The sequence below is a fragment of the Exiguobacterium sp. JMULE1 genome, assembly GCF_013337175.1.
Lineage (GTDB): Bacteria > Bacillota > Bacilli > Exiguobacteriales > Exiguobacteriaceae > Exiguobacterium_A > Exiguobacterium_A indicum.
In genome coordinates this window covers 250,577-267,228 of the sequence record NZ_SGWC01000002.1, presented here as the reverse complement: position 1 = coordinate 267,228, position 16,652 = coordinate 250,577, and the positions used below count along the sequence as shown (strand labels likewise).

General features: G+C 46.0%; 20 protein-coding genes. 6 read left to right on the top strand and 14 right to left on the bottom strand.

Annotation, left to right across the window (positions count from 1 at the left end; genetic code table 11):
• Nucleotides 1-125: 125 nt before the first annotated feature.
• Complete coding sequence (locus EXW93_RS01635; protein ID WP_174315970.1) at nt 126-467, top strand: ASCH domain-containing protein; 342 nt, start codon at nt 126-128, stop codon at nt 465-467.
• 46 nt (nt 468-513) lie between these two features.
• On the opposite strand, the gene EXW93_RS01630 is transcribed toward EXW93_RS01635, so the two are convergent.
• Nucleotides 514-1,383 carry a cation diffusion facilitator family transporter gene (locus EXW93_RS01630; protein ID WP_023466924.1) on the bottom strand — a complete coding sequence of 290 codons (870 nt, stop codon included), beginning with the start codon at nt 1,381-1,383 and terminating at the stop codon, nt 514-516.
• Nucleotides 1,384-1,682: 299 nt separating this feature from the next.
• Here EXW93_RS01630 and EXW93_RS01625 point away from each other — a divergent pair, with 299 nt between their 5' ends.
• Nucleotides 1,683-2,006, top strand: coding sequence for a thioredoxin family protein (locus EXW93_RS01625; RefSeq protein ID WP_023466923.1), 324 nt, complete (start codon nt 1,683-1,685; stop codon nt 2,004-2,006).
• A 75-nt stretch (nt 2,007-2,081) separates the two neighbouring features.
• Here EXW93_RS01625 and EXW93_RS01620 read toward each other — a convergent pair whose 3' ends face one another.
• From EXW93_RS01620 to EXW93_RS01565, 12 genes are all read right to left on the bottom strand, one after another.
• Nucleotides 2,082-2,261, bottom strand: a complete 180-nt coding sequence (locus EXW93_RS01620) for a hypothetical protein (protein WP_035399099.1) — start codon at nt 2,259-2,261, stop codon at nt 2,082-2,084.
• Between the two features lie 153 nt (nt 2,262-2,414).
• Entirely contained in the window at nt 2,415-2,711 is a 297-nt protein-coding gene (locus EXW93_RS01615; RefSeq protein ID WP_174315969.1) for an excalibur calcium-binding domain-containing protein, read from the bottom strand.
• Between the two features lie 113 nt (nt 2,712-2,824).
• Entirely contained in the window at nt 2,825-3,679 is an 855-nt protein-coding gene (gene rsiV / locus EXW93_RS01610; RefSeq protein ID WP_174315968.1) for an anti-sigma-V factor RsiV, read from the bottom strand.
• Nucleotides 3,663-4,181 carry an RNA polymerase sigma factor SigV gene (locus tag EXW93_RS01605; RefSeq protein ID WP_052017215.1) on the bottom strand — a complete coding sequence of 173 codons (519 nt, stop codon included), beginning with the start codon at nt 4,179-4,181 and terminating at the stop codon, nt 3,663-3,665. Before EXW93_RS01605 ends, rsiV begins: the two co-directional genes overlap by 17 nt.
• Nucleotides 4,182-4,290: 109 nt before the next feature.
• Nucleotides 4,291-4,452, bottom strand: coding sequence for a hypothetical protein (locus EXW93_RS01600; RefSeq protein ID WP_156357227.1), 162 nt, complete (start codon nt 4,450-4,452; stop codon nt 4,291-4,293).
• 18 nt (nt 4,453-4,470) lie between these two features.
• The gene (locus EXW93_RS01595; protein ID WP_174315967.1) at nt 4,471-4,944 is read right to left on the bottom strand and encodes a hypothetical protein; all 474 of its coding nucleotides are present in this window, start codon (nt 4,942-4,944) and stop codon (nt 4,471-4,473) included.
• Nucleotides 4,945-5,097: 153 nt separating this feature from the next.
• Complete coding sequence (locus EXW93_RS01590; protein ID WP_174315966.1) at nt 5,098-7,455, bottom strand: carbohydrate binding domain-containing protein; 2,358 nt, start codon at nt 7,453-7,455, stop codon at nt 5,098-5,100.
• 61 nt (nt 7,456-7,516) lie between these two features.
• Nucleotides 7,517-8,863 carry a GH1 family beta-glucosidase gene (locus EXW93_RS01585; RefSeq protein ID WP_174315965.1) on the bottom strand — a complete coding sequence of 449 codons (1,347 nt, stop codon included), beginning with the start codon at nt 8,861-8,863 and terminating at the stop codon, nt 7,517-7,519.
• A 23-nt stretch (nt 8,864-8,886) separates the two neighbouring features.
• Nucleotides 8,887-9,810, bottom strand: coding sequence for a carbohydrate ABC transporter permease (locus tag EXW93_RS01580; RefSeq protein ID WP_174315964.1), 924 nt, complete (start codon nt 9,808-9,810; stop codon nt 8,887-8,889).
• A 3-nt stretch (nt 9,811-9,813) separates the two neighbouring features.
• Nucleotides 9,814-10,710 (bottom strand): carbohydrate ABC transporter permease, encoded by an 897-nt coding sequence (locus EXW93_RS01575; RefSeq protein WP_023466912.1) that lies wholly within the window; start codon nt 10,708-10,710, stop codon nt 9,814-9,816.
• A gap of 60 nt (nt 10,711-10,770) precedes the next feature.
• Complete coding sequence (locus tag EXW93_RS01570; protein ID WP_174315963.1) at nt 10,771-12,078, bottom strand: ABC transporter substrate-binding protein; 1,308 nt, start codon at nt 12,076-12,078, stop codon at nt 10,771-10,773.
• 204 nt (nt 12,079-12,282) lie between these two features.
• Nucleotides 12,283-13,296, bottom strand: a complete 1,014-nt coding sequence (locus tag EXW93_RS01565) for a LacI family DNA-binding transcriptional regulator (protein ID WP_174315962.1) — start codon at nt 13,294-13,296, stop codon at nt 12,283-12,285.
• A gap of 221 nt (nt 13,297-13,517) precedes the next feature.
• On the opposite strand from EXW93_RS01565, the gene EXW93_RS01560 reads away from it, so the two are divergent.
• The 4 genes from EXW93_RS01560 to EXW93_RS01545 all read left to right on the top strand — a co-directional run bounded on the left by EXW93_RS01560 (nt 13,518) and on the right by EXW93_RS01545 (nt 15,637).
• A complete protein-coding gene (locus EXW93_RS01560; protein ID WP_174315961.1) occupies nt 13,518-13,946 on the top strand; it encodes a VOC family protein in 429 nt (142 codons plus the stop codon).
• 90 nt (nt 13,947-14,036) lie between these two features.
• On the top strand, nt 14,037-14,438 hold the full coding sequence (mntA, locus tag EXW93_RS01555) for a type VII toxin-antitoxin system MntA family adenylyltransferase antitoxin (RefSeq protein ID WP_174315960.1): 402 nt from the start codon (nt 14,037-14,039) through the stop codon (nt 14,436-14,438).
• A gap of 1 nt (nt 14,439) precedes the next feature.
• Nucleotides 14,440-14,847, top strand: coding sequence for a type VII toxin-antitoxin system HepT family RNase toxin (gene hepT, locus EXW93_RS01550; protein ID WP_174315959.1), 408 nt, complete (start codon nt 14,440-14,442; stop codon nt 14,845-14,847).
• A gap of 319 nt (nt 14,848-15,166) precedes the next feature.
• Nucleotides 15,167-15,637: a hypothetical protein gene (locus EXW93_RS01545; protein WP_174315958.1), complete on the top strand. Its 471-nt coding sequence runs from the start codon at nt 15,167-15,169 to the stop codon at nt 15,635-15,637.
• 36 nt (nt 15,638-15,673) lie between these two features.
• Here EXW93_RS01545 and EXW93_RS01540 read toward each other — a convergent pair whose 3' ends face one another.
• On the bottom strand, nt 15,674-16,525 hold the full coding sequence (locus tag EXW93_RS01540; protein ID WP_174315957.1) for a P-loop NTPase family protein: 852 nt from the start codon (nt 16,523-16,525) through the stop codon (nt 15,674-15,676).
• Nucleotides 16,526-16,652 lie beyond the last annotated feature (127 nt).

The following is a 16,652-nucleotide window of genomic DNA, read 5'->3' as shown; positions in this document are numbered from 1 at the left end:
TTCCAAAAGGAACAATTACTTATATGAATTAAATTACGCCGATTATTTTTGATTGTCAACGAAAAGGCAATGTGAAAAATCACATAGTTTTTGCTATGCTCAAGGAAGACAAGGAGTGAGCATAGATGAGACATGAAATGGGCTTATTCGAAGAACCGTTTCGTTCGATTGAACAAGGACGAAAGACCGTCGAGATTCAACTAAATGATTTAAAACGACAACAGGTACACGTCGGTGATCAGATTCGGTTCACGCATACGGAAACGAGCGAGACACTACTTGTTCGTGTAACAAAACGACAAGTCTTTCCTGATTTCCGAGCGCTTTATGAACACATCCCAAACGAAGCTGTCGACTGTGTCGGTTGGTCGCTCGACGAACTCGTAACGTCAACTTACTCGATCTATTCACCGGAAGCCGAGCAACAGTACGGGGCACTGGCTCTGACGATCACATTAGAACCATAAAAAAACGTCTTTTCTACACTTACAGTAGAAAAGACGTTTTTTCGATTCATTCCGGTTCGACGTGAACATGGATATCGTAGACACCATATTCTTCTGTCAGCGTATCCTCGACACGTGTCGCAATATCGTGCGCCTGATGGATATTCAATGTGGAGTTGACGAGGATGACGACATCGACGACTTCATTGTTGCCGTAGTTACGTCCTTTGATTGACTTGATCCCTTTGACGCCTTCGAGATCGAAAATGACATCTTCATACATCTTCAGCTTCTTCTCATCGAAGCCATCCGTCAGTTCGTGTGACGCTTCCGTAAAGATGTCCCACGCTGTCTTACAGATCAAGAAGCCGACGATGATCGCGGTCACGACATCGAGCCATGGCATGCCGAACTGTGATCCGACGATCCCGATCGTCGTCCCGACACTGACCCAAGCATCCGATAGATTATCTTTCGCCGCTGCCATGACGGCTTTGCTTTCAATCTCCTCGGATAACTTCTTATTGTAGCGGTAGACGAAGTACATCACGAGGGCTGAACCGATTCCGACGTATGCCGCGAGGATATCCGGTGACTCCTGTTTGCCTTCGAACAACGTCGAGATCGTATCGATCAAGACTTGAAGACCGACTGCCATCATGATGAAGGAAGCTACGAGCGAGGCAATCGTCTCACTTTTCCAGTGTCCGTATTTGTGATCGTCATCTGCCGGACGTTGTGAAATCCGTAAGCCGATCAAGACCGCGATCGACGCGATGATGTCAGTCGCGTTGTTCAAACCGTCCGCCCGGAGTGCGGCAGAATCTGCTGTATACCCAATGATTAATTTTAAAGATGATAACAAGATATAGGCTGCGATACTGATCATCGCACCGCGTTCACCGCGTTTTAGATTATCGTATTTTTGTTGTTCCATTCTCGTCGCCCCCACTTTCTCTGCGATTAGCAAACCTCATCGTACCAGTCGGAAATCGAGTGGGTCTAGAGAAATCATTTTGTTTCGAACTAGGTAATTAACAAAAGCGCAATAATGTTTCCCTATACCAAACCAAATTCGATTGAGTCATGTGGCTCTTTTCAAGAAAATCGGTAGCATTATCTTAAAGAGCAACCAACTTTTTTGACTTGTCAGACTCTTTAACGAACATAATTCGTGCAAGTTCTGAAGGGAATCGGTAGACTAAAGGTACAACACCAAGAGGAGGAGTTCTCACAATGGCAGAATTCATTAAGAGTGAAGAAACATTCAAGGAATTGATTTCAAGTGATGCACCGGTCATCATCAAGTTCGAAGCAGACTGGTGCCCGGACTGCAAACGGATGGATTACTTCATGCCGGACGTCGAGTCACAATTCGACCACTTACCAATCCATACGATCGACAAGGATGAGTTCCCTGAAATCGCATCGAACCACGATGTCATGGGAATCCCAAGCTTGCTCGTCTTCAAAAACAATGAAAAACTGGCGCATTTGCATAGTGCAAATGCCAAAACACCAGAAGAAGTTACAGCATTCTTAAAGCAAAACTTCAACTAAGCAAAAATAACCTGACGCCGCAGCGTCAGGTTATTTTTATGTATCGATCTGATTTGGGTGCTACTTCAATCCATCTCAGCTTTTCTTAAAAAAGATACGGGTGAATAGATTCGTAATCGTTCCCGCTATCGCTGCTTCGATCATAGCGACGACTACAATCGCTAAAACATCCTGCATGCCTAGTGTTCCTAAGAAATTAATAAGGTTCAGAATAAAAAATAAAATAAAGAAAATGAGATAATCTCGCTTTCGCATCGTAGTCCTCCTACTCAATACATATTTGTCGTCTTTTGTCGCTACAACACTACCATACATAATGATTTCTAAGGATTACATAATTGAAAGGAACAACGAGCCTCTACAAAAAAGTAGTCTTTCTCCCGCTCGAGAAAGACTACTTTTGCTTATTTAACGTTCACACGCGATACCGTCTTTATCCCGGTCGCTCTTCGTGTTTACGTTATACGTCGCAAGGCTCACGTACGTCTTGTACTTGGTTGCTTTGTAGATCGGTTTTCCATTCTTGTCATACCCTGTCCGATTTTTTAGCCCCGCTTTTTTCGCAACGCCGCCTTTGTACGTCTTCTGCATTTCCGTACAGTTTTTAAAGGCTTTTGCTTTCGTTGCCGCTTCACTAGCTGCTGGAACATGGATCAAGGCGAGACTGACGACACCCGCGAGTACAAGCCGACTCCATTTTTTCATAGGGATTCCTCCTTTTTTCAAAAAACAACGATTCGTCTTTTGATTATAAGAGGTTATTTTTAAAAAATGGCTATTTTTTTAGAATTTATATCAATGGTTACATTTTTTGAAATTCAGCGAATATAATGCGAACTGACGAGTTCATCTTTTAAGATCGACGTCGGAATCTTAAATTCGACGATGCCCATATATCCTGGAGCGATACTGTACTCATCAAACGATAGGACTAATTTGTGATCTGCCGTAATATAGAAGTTTTGCTTTGCGGAAATCTGTTTGAACTGCTCGTCCTCCGGTACATCCGGTGTTCCTTCGGCGAAGTAGACTTTCCCTTCATCCGTCTTCATTTGCCGACGCATCTCTTCTTTTAGGTAATCACTGATCGTCGTGATATATCCGTCATCCTTGAACAAAGATGGTAATGTCAGGATGAGCTGTTGTTTCTTATCGATCGTATCGTACTGGACGCTTTCTGATGCACTCGCCCGTGTTTCAGTGACGGTTCGACCGATCGACAACAAGTCTTCCGTATCCGTCTTGACGTCATAGCGGCTATCGACGGCAAATGCCCCTTCCTGTCCGTTCGTCTCCTGCTCAAACTTTTCGTAGAGCGCTTGTCCTTCCGCAATATACTTTTCGTTCAATTGTTGCTCGAGTGCCTTGTCCGGTAACGTCACTTGAGGAGCTTTAATATCAGCCGACTGCTGTGTTTTCGTCTCTTTCCAGTCAATCGTCACGATCTCAGTCAGTTGACCAAAAACTGGCACCTTCGCCATCGCGTCCGCAAACGACGCATTACTATTTAATCCACCAACGAATAACGTGATCGCGGCGGCTGTGATCCACACGGAGCGTTTTGTTCGCGAGGGACGCATCTGGCGCTCGACTTGTGCAATCATCTCATCGAGTTCTTTTGGAACCGGTGGTTGTTGGTAAGCTTGTTTCAGATCGTCAAGTTTGTTCGACATCTAACTCATCTCCATTCAATTTCATTTTTAATAAGGTCAATCCTTTATACAGCCGGGACTTGGTCGTGCTTAAATTCAGCTCCAAAATCGTTGCGACGTCTTTTAAGATCAAGTCCTCGAAATAGTGTAAGATGACGACTTCCCGGTACATAACTGGGAGCTCCTCAAGCGCCTGTCGCAAATCGGAATCGGGATACGTATCTTCTTTTGTCGCGACGAGTTCGATCAGTCGATCCGTATCGTAACTGATACTATGCTGACGCTTCCGGATCGCATCAATCGCTGTTCGTGTCAAAATCTGATAGAACCAGGCTTTCATCCGTTCCTCATCTTCGAGTCGATCGAGCGATTGCAACGCTTTTTGGATGCTGTCCTGAATCACATCCAGACTATCCTGTTCATTTTTCATATAACTGTAGGTCAACCAGTAGAGATTCGGTTTGTATTGCTTTAAAAAACGGACGAATGCTTTTTCCCGTTTTCTCATTTGACGAGAGGTCATAGGCCGCGGCTCCTTTTTTCGATATCGTTCTGTGTATACATCATTAAGACGGGCGAGTCGAGAAAAAAGTTGACGACACAACAAAAAAAGGTGACACAAGGTCACCTTTTCATGGAGCAGACTTCATTAAGATAAGGATAATCAACAGAAACGGAACGATGAAAAGTAATGGAATGCCGACAATCGTGATACATCCAATATCAACCTTTCGCTGTTTTCGGCGTTCACGTTTCCCCGTCCGTTCTTCACGTTCATTTACGGGACTCAACATACAACTCACCTTTTCTACTTAATAATGCAAATGTCGTGATGTATCACTCCACATTTTCACCTGAAGTAAAATGAGCGCGATACCATATAAGACACTCATGTATAACGAAAATTCACCAAACAGGACATTCGTCCAAGCATTTAATCCAAACAATGGAATGACAAAAATAAAATACAGTAAAAACTCAAGACTCGCTAATAGATCAAACCAAAGTGTCTCTGAAAACATTCCTTCGAGCAACCAGACACTATAAATATACAGTGTCGAAATCAGACCGAACCAAAGATACCTCGCGATTAATCGATACATCTTCTCTTCCTTTATGTAAAACAGCGAGCCGACTAAATAGCCGAACCAGATGACTGAAGCAATGCTTTGCCATCCATTTATCGTTCCGTCGGGATGAAGTATAGCGGACCAGCCATTGATGCCAATCATACTCATTAAAATTAACAGAAAGAGCAGTCGACATGGTATGTTCCTTTGACGCATGATATGTTTCCTCCCCAAAGCATAAGTACCTATCTTTTCTTTTACTTAATATTCCATATGATAGGTTTTGTTCCTCTTCCATTTCAATAAATTATTCGTCTCTGTCGTTTAAACCACAACAAGGCAATGGACGTGTCCATTGCCTTGCCTTAGTCATTCCTTCACTTTGAGATTCACATCATCAATCGTTACGTCATGGACAGCGAACGGCGAACCTTCTGCGCGTCCCATCAGGAACTTCAACGCACCTGTATCCGTTTGTTCCATCGTAAAGGTATAGCTATACGTCTTCGGTGTTGTCGTGATTGGCTCGACTTGACTGAAGTAACGCGTGTACGAAGCATTTTCAATCGTCACTTCGATCGGACGCGATACAGTCGACGATGCCGTGAAGCTCAATTCATATGTTTTGCCTTTCGCGAGTGACAAGTTTCCTTGCTCGAGCAAGACACTCCATGGTTCTTGTCCTTCCGCCGTGACTTGGACTTTTGCCGCCTCATTGACCGCTGCGATAGCGGCTTGCGCATCATAGTGGACGTATGACGACCACGACGTCAATCCGTTTGTAAACGAACCGTTCTTCAGTGGTGACGGATCGACCGGCACTGGTGTCACATCGATCAATTCCACATCATCGAGCGAGATTTTTCCCGCTTGTCCACTGAAGTCAAAGACAAGCTGATTGTCATCTGCCGTTTGTGAAGCCGTAAACGGAATGTCGACGGTCGTTGCTTGTTTCGTCAACGGTACAGTCGTCTGCTTCAATTGCTCTTGTGCCCCAGTGATCTTCACCTGAAGTGATTTCGCTTTTTTCGCACCTGCTGTGAATCGAAGCTGATACGCATGCCCGGCTTCTAGTTGAAGTCCCTTTTGCGTTAAACGTGCCGTCGTTTTTTGTCCATGTCCTTCATAACGGAAATCACGTGACTCAGGATCAACAGCCCCTGTCGTCCGCTTGTTACCGTTGAAGTGCCAATACGTCAAACGGTCCATCGCTCCTTGATCGAACGTCCCGTTGTAGACGAGATTCCCGTCCGGTAGTGCCGGTTTTGTTGCATCTTCATCGATGACGCCGCGCGGAATCTGTTCGACACGGACGTTCCCGATCTGAACACCCGCTTTTTCAAGTCCGAGGTTGAACTCAAGACGTGCTGCGAGATCCGTCTCTGCCGCCATATCGAATGTGAACGTATGCCGTTTGACGCTCGGTGTCAGAGCAATCGACTGTTCATTCGAATATTTCGTGTACCCACGCTCTGCTCCACCGCCGACTTTGACCATCATCTTCCGGTCTGCTGTGCTGCTCGCGTCAAAGCTGACTTGGTAACGTCCACCTTGCGCGAGGGATACGTTTTGAATCAACTGATGGGAGTACGTCTGTGAACCCGGCTGATCAATCGTGACGTCCGCCATCCGTTGCCCCTCTTTTTCAATGATCGCAAGACTTCCTTTGCCACCGAAGTCCGGGAGCGTGACGTAGTTCCAGTACAGCGGATTAAACGACTGATTCCCGGTGATCATCGTGACCGGTTGTTCAAATGCTGTGTCGTAGACGAGATTACCATCGATCGGTTGCTTAGCTCCGTCCGGTAACGTCACGTTTTCGTAGCTCGGTTCGACCGGTTCACGGTACGCTCGATTTTTCAAATCATAGACCCGGACGTAGTCGACTTCCATCTCGGCTGGGAACTTCGTCGTCGCATCGACTTCTCCATCGAACCAACCACCGACCGCGAGATTCATGACGAGATAGAAGTTTTGGTCGAACGGTGCCGGATAACTATAATTCGTTGCTGCGTTCAAGCCTTTACTGTACCAATCGTTTTGTGTTTGATAGAGATTGCCGTCAACGTACCAGCGGAGTTCGCCCGGCTCCCATTCGACTGCGTACGTATGCCATTGGTCGATCCGCTGTCCGTCTGGGAAGTGATAGTCTTTCCCCGTGTATTTATTGTTCGGCCAGTTTTCTCCGTAGTGAATCGTTCCGGCGACCTTGTCCGGCTGACTGCCCCAAGCTTCCATGACGTCAATCTCACCGGACGCTGCCCAGGCCCCGTATTTATCTTGCTCCGGTAACATCCAGAACGCAGGCCAAAGCCCTTTTCCGGTCGGGAGCTTCGCTTTGATTTCATAACGACCGTACGTCTTACTGAATAATCCTTTCGTCTTTAGCTTCGCTGACGTGTAATCGTATGTACCGAGATCATCCGTCGTCTTTTCCTGCTTCGCCTTGATGACGAGTTTCCCGTTGCGAATAAACGAGTTATCTTGCTTCGTCGTGTAGTATTGTTTTTCATTGTTGCCCCAACCCGGTGAGACCGGTTGTCCGTTCGCATCCTTGATCCAGTTCCCCGTATCATACGTCCATTTCGTCCGGTCGAGTTGTTTTGTCTGAAACTCATCCGACCAGACGAGCTTCCACTTCGTCTCTTTTTTGTCTGCCTTCGCGTCGACCGCTTGACCGCTCAGCAATAAACCGGTCCCGACCGCCAGTGCTACCCATGTCTTCATGTCTGTTTCCTCCTCTTAGTCAAAAAGAGGCAAGGACGAATGTTCGACCTTGCCTCCTTTGTCACGCTTCTTGTGGAATCGTTGCCTTATGTTGCTCGATGACGCCCGCGTACCAGTGGGCGCTGTCTTTCCAAATCCGTTCCTGTGTCTCGAAATCGACGTAGAGAATTCCGAAACGCTTATCATAGCCGAAGCTCCACTCGAAGTTGTCGAGCAGTGACCAAAGATAATAGCCTTGGATGTTCATCCCTTCTTCGTTTAAATCAGACACCGCTTGGAGGTGTTGTGCGACGTAATCAATCCGGTTCTGGTCAGCGACGCGACCATCGACCAATTCATCGTCGAATGCCGCACCGTTTTCCGTGATGTAGATTGGTAAATCCGTATACTCGGCACGCAAACGACGAATCAAGTCCTTGAATTCGCTCGGGGCGATATCCCAGCCCATACCTGTCTTGTCGTAATCCGAGTACGCATCCTTCTGCAGGAAATCGTTCGCAGCACTGAACTCGACGAGGTTTCGGCTGTAGAAGTTGATCCCGAAGAAATCACACGGGACGGAGATCGTCTCCATGTCGCCTTCCTCGATGAACGCGTACGAATGGACGTATTTCGAGAACAGGTTCATCATGTCGACTGGATACTGACCATTGAAGACTGGATCGAGGAACCATCGATTCGCATATCCGTCTGCATTGTTCATCGCCAGCTGATCGTTGACGGAATCCGTCTTCGCATACTTCGGTGCCAAGTTCAACGTGATACCGATCGGTGTGACCGATTTGAACTCACCCTTCAACAGCTCGACTGCCTTTCCGTGTGATAACAACAAGTGGTGCACGGCACGAACGGCTTCGTTCATGTCCGTATGACCTGGTGCATGTTGTCCGAGATGGTAGCTGAGGAACCCGGCACACCATGGTTCATTGTGTGTGATCCACGAGTCGACGATCCCGTCGAGCTCCGCAAAACAAGCACGGGCGAAGTCGAGGAACCAGTCGACCGATGCCCGGTTGACCCAGCCGCCTTCTTCATGTGCCCAAAGTGGTAAGTCCCAGTGGTACAGCGTCACGGCTGGCTTGATGCCTTCAGCCCGCAGACGTGTCGCGAGTTTCTTATAGAACGCCATGCCTTCCGGATTGTAAACCCCTTTTTGCGGGAAGATCCGTGGCCAGGCAATCGAGAAGCGGTACGTGTCGACGCCGAGACGTTTGATGTGCTGGATGTCCTCTTCATAACGGTGGTAATGGTCACAAGCGACATCGCCGTTATGTTGTTCGAAGACTTTTCCGTCCTCATCACAGAAGGCATCCCAGATCGAAGGCGTACGTCCGCCTTCGTTGTGGGCTCCTTCGATCTGATACGACGACGTCGCCGTTCCGAATACGAAGTTCGGTGCAAATTTCATATGTGTACTCTCCTTTAAGCTACTTATTCTTTAACGGCACCTGCCGAGATACTGCTGACGATATATTTCGAGAGGAACAAGAAGGCGATCATGATCGGTACGACGGAAATCGCGATCCCGAGATAGAGCGAGCCTAAGTTCTCTGCGACTTGTGACCCTTTCAAGAAGCCCATCAAGACCGGTAACGTATACTTTTCTGGAGAGAAGAGTAAGACGAGCGGCATGATGTAGTTGTTCCATGAACCGATGAATGTAAAGATCGACATCGTCGCGATCGCCGGCATCATCATCGGCAAAGCGATCGTATGGAAGATCCGGAACTCACTCGCTCCGTCCATCCGTGCTGCCTCGATCAGACTCGGATGCAAGACCGTCTGGACATACTGTCGGACGAAGAAGACCGTGAACGGACTTGCAATCGCCGGAACGATCAAGGGGATATAACTATCGAGCAACCCGAGATTTTTACTTAATTCGTAGAAACCGATCAATCCGAGCTGACCCGGAACCATCATCATGACGAGCATGAAGACGAACATCGCATTCTTCCCTTTGAACTGATAAAAAGCGAATCCGAATGCTGTCAACGCCGAGAAATACCCCGATAAGACAGTGACAAGAACAGCGATGATCAAGCTGTTCTTGAAACCGGACCAGATGTTGACGTAAGCGCTGAGTGCGGCGTAGTTCTCAGCGAGTGAGTTCCCCGGAATCAACGAGAATCCGGACAAGACTTCTTCGTTCGAGCGCGTTGCGTTGATGATCATCATCAAAAACGGGATGATACAGGCGATCGTTAAGACGACGAGACCAATATAGATGACACTTTTGCCGAACCAGGCTTTCTTTTGTTTCGGTGGTGGCGTCAACTTGAGCGGGCGTTCGGAACGCTCCGGTTGTTCCTCCGTTTGTGGCACGATCCGACGTGCTTCTGCATTTCGTTCCATCGGTCAGGCTCCTTTCGGCGAACGTTCTTTTCGGAACATCCCTTTGAAGACGATGATTGAAAAGACGAGCGTGATGGCAAACAGTCCGTATGCGACAGCAGCGGCGTAGCCATAGTTGTTGTATTTGAAAGCTTGGTTATAGAGATAGAGCACCATCGTGTTCAAGGCACCATCTGGCGCACCGACACCATCCGTAATCAACATCGGGAGGTCGAACAATTGCAGACCACCGATCAACGACGTGATCATGATGTAGAGCAAAATCGGTTTTAAGAGTGGCAACGTGATGCGTGAGAAAATCTGCCAACGTGTTGCCCCGTCAATCAAGGCTGCTTCGAAGTAGTCCTTCGAGATCCCGGATACGCCCGCCATGACGACGATGAACGAGTGACCGAGCCACATCCATGTCAGGATAAGCGAGACGGAAATTTGTGCGGTCACCGGTTGCGTCAACCAGTTGATCGGCTCCGAGATGATTCCGATTTTCATCAACATCATGTTCAGTGAACCATGCTGCCAGTCGAGCAAGATGCCGAACAATAAGGCGACCGAGCTGATCGTGATCAAGTTCGGTAAGTAGAACGTCGCCCGGAAGAAGGCAAGCCCTTTTAATTTCAACTGGAGATCCGAGAACAACAAAGCGAGCAATAAAGCGCCACCGATCTGAAGGATGAAGTTCAGACCCCAAATCTTCAGAGTGTTAAAGAACGCTTCGATGAAGTACGTATCCCCGAGTAACCGCGTATAGTTCGCGAGTCCGACGAGTTGTTCGCCTTCAGCGCCCGTGTAGTTCGTGAAACTGTAATAGAAAGTCAAAGCAACCGGATAGATGCTGAAGATCAAGAAGACGATCCAAAACGGTGCGATGAACAGATACCCATGGCGATCGAGTTTTTTCACAGGTCAAACCCCTTTCTTAAACAAGAAGAGGTGAGGCGAGGATCGCCCCACCTACTCTCCTTATTCCGGTACTTTTACGTCCGGATACGCGTTTTTGACTTTTTTGTAGAACTCAGCAAGTGCTTCGTCTTTTGATTTTTTACCTTGGACGTATTCCATGACCGATGCACCATACAATGTATCGAGCTGTTGGTCATACTTCGTGACGATCCCTGGTGTGATCTTATCTGCTTGATCAAGGAAGAACTCATAGTTGTTTTGTCCGCCGAGGAACTCATCTTTGAAGTCTGTCTTGATTTTGTCTGTGACTGGTTTGTACGCTAACACGTCACCTGTTTCTTTTGCCCAATCTGTTAAGAACGCTTCGTCTTGCGTCATCATCTTGACGAAATCATACGCAAGCTTTTGTTTCTTCGAATCTTTGTAGACACCTAACCATGTACCGCCCCAGAAGTATGGGCTCGGTCCGCTTGTGACCGCCCAGTCACCCGCTGATTTTTTCGCGTTTTCTTTGAGGACACTGTGAAGACCCCATGTCGGGAGGACGTAAGAGAAGACTTCTGTTTCAGTCTCTTTACCGTTTTCTTTAACTTTGACCGGTTTATCCATGCCTGCGAACCATGATGGTGACCATTCTGGTGCGAGTGCCGTATATTGTTTCGTCCGGAGTTCTTTTGCGTAATCCATGTAATCTTTCTTGTCTTGCGTCAAGACAAGCTCTTGCTTATCGTTGACCCAAGGTTGTGGGTCGTTCCCTTGTGCGAACCAACGAATCGATCCTTCATCCGGGAACATCTTGTAGCCTTTGCTCTTCATTTTTTCAGCGACTTCGAAGACGCCGTCCATCGAGTCCATCATGCCGCCGATTTCTTTTGGATCGTCTGTACCGAGAACTTTTTTCGCGATGCTTCGTTTGTAGTAGACGCCACCTGGTGTCGTTTGCCATGACAGCGCACGCACGTTGCCGTCCTTATCTTTCCCCATGTCATAGACGTACGGAATATAGTCATCTTTGACTTCGCCTGCGTTGAATGGTTTTTCAGAGAGGTTCGCCCAGTAGCCGGCATCAACCCACTGTTTCAAGAACGCGATCTCACCTGTGAAGATATCCGGTGCGCCGACGCCACTTTCAAGAGCTGGTTTCAACTTCGTCGGGTAGTCGGCGATTGGCACGATCGTCAATTCGACTTTGACTCCGTTTTTCTCTTCGAACTTTTTGATAGGCTCTTTTAACTCATCCGTGAACGACCAGATTTTCAAGACTTCTTTCCCGCCGCTCGTCTTTTCTTCGCTGCTACCTGAACATCCAGCAAGGACGCTTGCTGTTAACGCACCGACTGTTAACACGCTAACTAATTGTTTCTTCATCTCATCTCATCCTTTTGTTAAGTATTCCGCTTGTAAGTAAGCGGTTTCAATTAATTATTCAAAAATACCGAAAGCGCTTTCGAAAAGGCTTTAAAGAAAATTCCCGAAAGCCCTTTCGGAAAAAGTGATAAAAAATGATTTCGAAATCGCTCTCGCTTTTCCTCACTGACAACGAGCGAGAGCGATTCCGAAACAACCATTGTGTTATTCAGGTACTGGACCTGTCGATTGACGAACCATCAAGTTAACCGGAATGACATCGCGTGTCGTAACCCGTTTTTTGTTGACGATCTGTTCAATCAAGACTGATGCTGCATGTTGACCAATCGTTTCCGTATCTTGTCGGACCGTCGTCAACTTCGGTGTAATGTATTTCGCGACATAGATATCATCGTACCCAATGACTGAGATGTCTTCTGGAATCCGTAACCCGGCTTCATGAATCGCTTCAATCGCACCGATTGCCATTTCATCCCCGGCAACGAAGACCGCTGTCGGTCGTTCAGGTAATGCTAGCAATTCGTTCATTGCCCGCTTGCCTTCTTCCCCGGAAAAGAATCCACCGTTGACGAGATATCCGTCCGGAATCGGCAAATCAAGTTGTTCCATCGCTTGCTGATAGCCTTCAATCCGCGCTCTTCCCGCATCTGTCGACGTATCCCCCGCAATGTGGGCGATCAACCGATGACCGAGTTCGTGCAAATGATTGATGGCGAGTGTGCCACCAGTGATGTTATCCGAGTAGACGACACTACAATCGGCACTGTCCATGTCGACGACGACGATCGGAATCGTACTTTGAATCAACTCCTGGACGTGCTGGTCCATCTGATCGGAGCAGATGACGACGATGCCGTCGACTGCCCGGTGTCGGAAATGCTCGAGGTAACTCATATCACGATTGCGTAAGTTTCGCGATGCGAAGATGAGGTCATACCCTTGTTGTTCTGTTGCTTTTCGGAAACTCTCAATGATCGCGTTGAAGAACGGATGCATCATTCCGACGCCATGTGCTTCCGAGAACATGACACCGATCGTCCACGAACGTTTCGTCGAGAGCGACTGGGCGTGCGCGTTCGGTAAGTATCCCATCTCGGCTGCTGCTTGGACGATTTTTGCTTTCGTCTTTTCGCTGACATCCGAATAATTATTTAAGGCTTTTGAGACCGTTGTAATTGAAAAACCGGTCATCTTCGCTAAATCATAAATTGTTCCCATGCTACTCACTCCATTTCACCGAAAGCGCTTTCGATAAATTTAGTATACGAAGTCTCTCTGGAAGTTGCAACCTATTTTTTTATGAAAAATCAGATAAATTGAAAACGTTATCATTTATACTGGATTCAATACAAAAAGAAATCGATTTTTCTTTTAATACGAACAAATGTTTGGTATACTTTTAAAAACACACTTCGCCTTTTTTAGAGAGGAGCTTTCCCATGCCCATTAATCCGTATCTTGTCTTCAACGGCAACACGCGTGAGGCACTGACGTTTTATGCACAGGTCTTTGGTCAAGAACTACCGGATATCATGGAGTTCGGACCAGGACCCGGTCCTGACGGTCAGCCCTACCCAGTAGAGATGCAGTCACTTGTTCTACATGCTGAACTGATCGTTCATGGTACCCGCTTAATGTTCTCAGACGCAATGCCGCATGATCCGGTCACGATTGGTCAGAATGTTACCTTGGCACTCCACTTATCTGACGTGGATCTGTTACAGAAGACATTTGATCAACTCGCAAAAGACGGCACCGTCATCATGCCGATCCAAAAGACATTTTGGAGTGAAGCCTACGGAATCGTCGAAGATGCGTTTGGTGTGCAGTGGCAGGTCAATCATGTAGAGAGTGAAGTAGCGGTGTAACCTTTAAACTCCTCGAAAACCCGGGGAGTTTATTTTTAGTCTATCAAGCCATGGTATACTTTGAAAAAAGGGTTAGAAGGAGCGAATCATATGATATCGGTGACGTTGCGACAACAACTCGTTCAAGCGATTAACGTACACGTGCATGCTCATTTTATTATCTTATTCGGCTCCGGAGCTACGGGAAACATGACAGACGATAGTGATTTGGATATCGCTTATTTAAGTGACCACACCCTCTCCTCCTACGATCGATTTTTATTGGCGGGTCAATTAGCACGACTCGCTGGTCGTGAAGTTGATCTCGTCGATATAAAACAGATTGATCCGATTTTGACGATGCAAATCTTCACAGAAGGTTTAGTCATCGACTGTCAAAATCCGAATGAGCTGACACGACAACAAATGCGTGCTTATAGCATGTATGCTGCCTTTTCTGAGGAGAGGGCTCCAATCGTACAGTCAATCAAAGATCAGGGGAGTGTTTTTTAATATGAACGATGTGTTGTTAAATAAGATAGCGACCATTGAACGTTGTTTATTAAGAATACAGGACGTCTACCAGAACGAACCTAGTCATTTAAAGGATTACACCAAACAAGATAGTATCATTTTGAACATCCAGCGGGCATGTGAGGCAAGTATCGATATTGCCATGCATCTAGTTCGAACACGGAAGCTTGGTCTACCTAAATCGAGTCGTGATGGATTTCAGTTGCTCGAGGAAGCTCAGCTCATCGATACTTCCCTAGCTACTAGCCTCATGAACATGGTCGGATTTCGTAACATTGCAGTACATGACTATCAATCACTGAATCTAGACATTCTTCAAGCGATATTAGATCGTCATCTTAATGATTTTTTGACATTCACTCGAACTGTCATTGAACTAGAAGATTGATTCGCTACGAAGCTTTTTTTATAGGTAAAGGCGATTCCGTAAGTTGGAATCGCCTTTTGTTTAGCTATCGCTTAAAAAGTTGCATGCATAATTGGCTGAATTAACGGCTCCAACTATTATTGTCTTATGTGTGGAAAATCCTCCATTTCCACAGACCTCTCCATTGTAATGTAGCCAAACAAAATAGAGTGATCTTTCAAATGTTTCTACAGGTTCAAAGCAATTTATAGGAATGGTTGATGATTTAAAATATGTCATAGGCGTTGAAGAAGGACATATATATTAACTTAATTCATGAATGGAAGAAGGAGTGTGCTTTATGGATATCCAAGCCTTTATCTTTTTAGAAAATGAACAGAAACATGTGAACATCACAGAGCAAGATCGCATTCAAGTGTATATTCAGCAAAAAGAGGATTGGTTAGAAGATGGCTTTTTAAATCTAGACGGTACGATTTCTTTTACCCAGAATGGAATCATGCAAGGAGCCGATCACTCAGACGAACTTGCACCATTGTGGCAGTACTATGCAGATGCTTTGAAAAACTGTCTAGAGGATGGATCTGCTACATTCTATTACCCGAACATACCTATCGAAGTATGCTTTAAAAAAATAAGTGAAAATCGCTTCTCATTAACCATTGATCAAGAAGAAGCAGTCTATGATACATCAGACTTCATTCAAGCTTTTAAACAAGCAGCTTTATCTTTTCATCAGCTCGTCGAGATCATTTCTGATAAAAAATACGAGGATGATTTACTCGAAAAAATAGAGAGCTTGTCGCAATGATAAAAGGCGATTCCGTGACTTGGAATCGCCTTTTAGTTAGCTCTCACTTAAAGAAGTCGAACGCACAGTTGACTGAATCAACTGCTTTAACCAGACTTGTCTTGCTTCTACTGAAAAATCTTCATTTCCGAATACCTCTACTCTGAACGGAAGCATTTCTAACAACTGATGCTCTAGTACTTGTCGTGCCTGTAAAATCGTAATCGTCCCTTCCACTCCTGATAAAGAGCGATTTACACCATATGCTTGCTCAGTGTAATAGGATACGAATCCGTCCGCCCATTCTGTCGGACGCTCGTTTAATGCTTTACGAAAGCTTTTTTCTACGTCCTTTTGATCAACATAAACGAGAACGGGTTGTAACGGTGCGATAATCGTCGCTATGCGTTCAATATACGCTCGCAACGTCGCTTTCGGTAGATCGTATTTGATGAGTCCCATCGTCAATGGATTTTGTAAGAAACAGCACTCAAAAACATATGTTGTATCCGTCGTTAACGCTTGAGCGACGAACACTTCCCACTTTTTAAAGATCAATGACTGATGTAACTCGAACGGTAGTTCATAGATATCTCTTACTTGCAGAAACGCAAGTGCTGCTTCAGGAATATCCTGTTCTGACTGCCACTGGCGATATGAAACCAGCACGTAGTCATTGAACACCTCAGCAAATCGTGAGACATCGAGTGAAGCATACTTGCTTTGAAAGTCTGTCCATTCATTCATCGTTAAGTAAGCGACACTCTCATAATCTGCAGGATGGTTGAGATCTCCTTCGATATGAAGACGCGTGTTTGTTTTTTTCTCTTGTAGTAAGCGAGTTAATGCTTCAGCTGTTGTTGTTTTGCCCGAGCCTGGGAGCCCTTCAACTATAAACAATCTTGTCATTAGTCCTTCTCCTCCTAACTAAATAGCATGTTAAAAATTCATACACTATATACATTACAATTTATAGTATTATTCAGTTATATAAATTACATTATATTACATGTGAGTCAAATCACTTATTATTAAC

Excerpts from the sequence above, each read along its gene's own strand:
- EXW93_RS01540 (WP_174315957.1), bottom strand. The coding sequence starts at position 16,525 with ATGACAAGATTGTTTATAGTTGAAGGGCTCCCAGGCTCGGGCAAAACA.
- EXW93_RS01570 (WP_174315963.1), bottom strand. The coding sequence starts at position 12,078 with ATGAAGAAACAATTAGTTAGCGTGTTAACAGTCGGTGCGTTAACAGCA.
- EXW93_RS01595 (WP_174315967.1), bottom strand. The coding sequence starts at position 4,944 with ATGCGTCAAAGGAACATACCATGTCGACTGCTCTTTCTGTTAATTTTA.
- EXW93_RS01585 (WP_174315965.1), bottom strand. The coding sequence starts at position 8,863 with ATGAAATTTGCACCGAACTTCGTATTCGGAACGGCGACGTCGTCGTAT.
- EXW93_RS01600 (WP_156357227.1), bottom strand. The coding sequence starts at position 4,452 with ATGTTGAGTCCCGTAAATGAACGTGAAGAACGGACGGGGAAACGTGAA.
- EXW93_RS01630 (WP_023466924.1), bottom strand. The coding sequence starts at position 1,383 with ATGGAACAACAAAAATACGATAATCTAAAACGCGGTGAACGCGGTGCG.
- rsiV (WP_174315968.1), bottom strand. The coding sequence starts at position 3,679 with ATGTCGAACAAACTTGACGATCTGAAACAAGCTTACCAACAACCACCG.
- mntA (WP_174315960.1), top strand. The coding sequence starts at position 14,037 with ATGATATCGGTGACGTTGCGACAACAACTCGTTCAAGCGATTAACGTA.
- EXW93_RS01580 (WP_174315964.1), bottom strand. The coding sequence starts at position 9,810 with ATGGAACGAAATGCAGAAGCACGTCGGATCGTGCCACAAACGGAGGAA.
- EXW93_RS01545 (WP_174315958.1), top strand. The coding sequence starts at position 15,167 with ATGGATATCCAAGCCTTTATCTTTTTAGAAAATGAACAGAAACATGTG.
- EXW93_RS01620 (WP_035399099.1), bottom strand. The coding sequence starts at position 2,261 with ATGCGAAAGCGAGATTATCTCATTTTCTTTATTTTATTTTTTATTCTG.
- EXW93_RS01565 (WP_174315962.1), bottom strand. The coding sequence starts at position 13,296 with ATGGGAACAATTTATGATTTAGCGAAGATGACCGGTTTTTCAATTACA.
- hepT (WP_174315959.1), top strand. The coding sequence starts at position 14,440 with ATGAACGATGTGTTGTTAAATAAGATAGCGACCATTGAACGTTGTTTA.
- EXW93_RS01615 (WP_174315969.1), bottom strand. The coding sequence starts at position 2,711 with ATGAAAAAATGGAGTCGGCTTGTACTCGCGGGTGTCGTCAGTCTCGCC.
- EXW93_RS01560 (WP_174315961.1), top strand. The coding sequence starts at position 13,518 with ATGCCCATTAATCCGTATCTTGTCTTCAACGGCAACACGCGTGAGGCA.
- EXW93_RS01635 (WP_174315970.1), top strand. The coding sequence starts at position 126 with ATGAGACATGAAATGGGCTTATTCGAAGAACCGTTTCGTTCGATTGAA.
- EXW93_RS01590 (WP_174315966.1), bottom strand. The coding sequence starts at position 7,455 with ATGAAGACATGGGTAGCACTGGCGGTCGGGACCGGTTTATTGCTGAGC.
- EXW93_RS01605 (WP_052017215.1), bottom strand. The coding sequence starts at position 4,181 with ATGACCTCTCGTCAAATGAGAAAACGGGAAAAAGCATTCGTCCGTTTT.
- EXW93_RS01625 (WP_023466923.1), top strand. The coding sequence starts at position 1,683 with ATGGCAGAATTCATTAAGAGTGAAGAAACATTCAAGGAATTGATTTCA.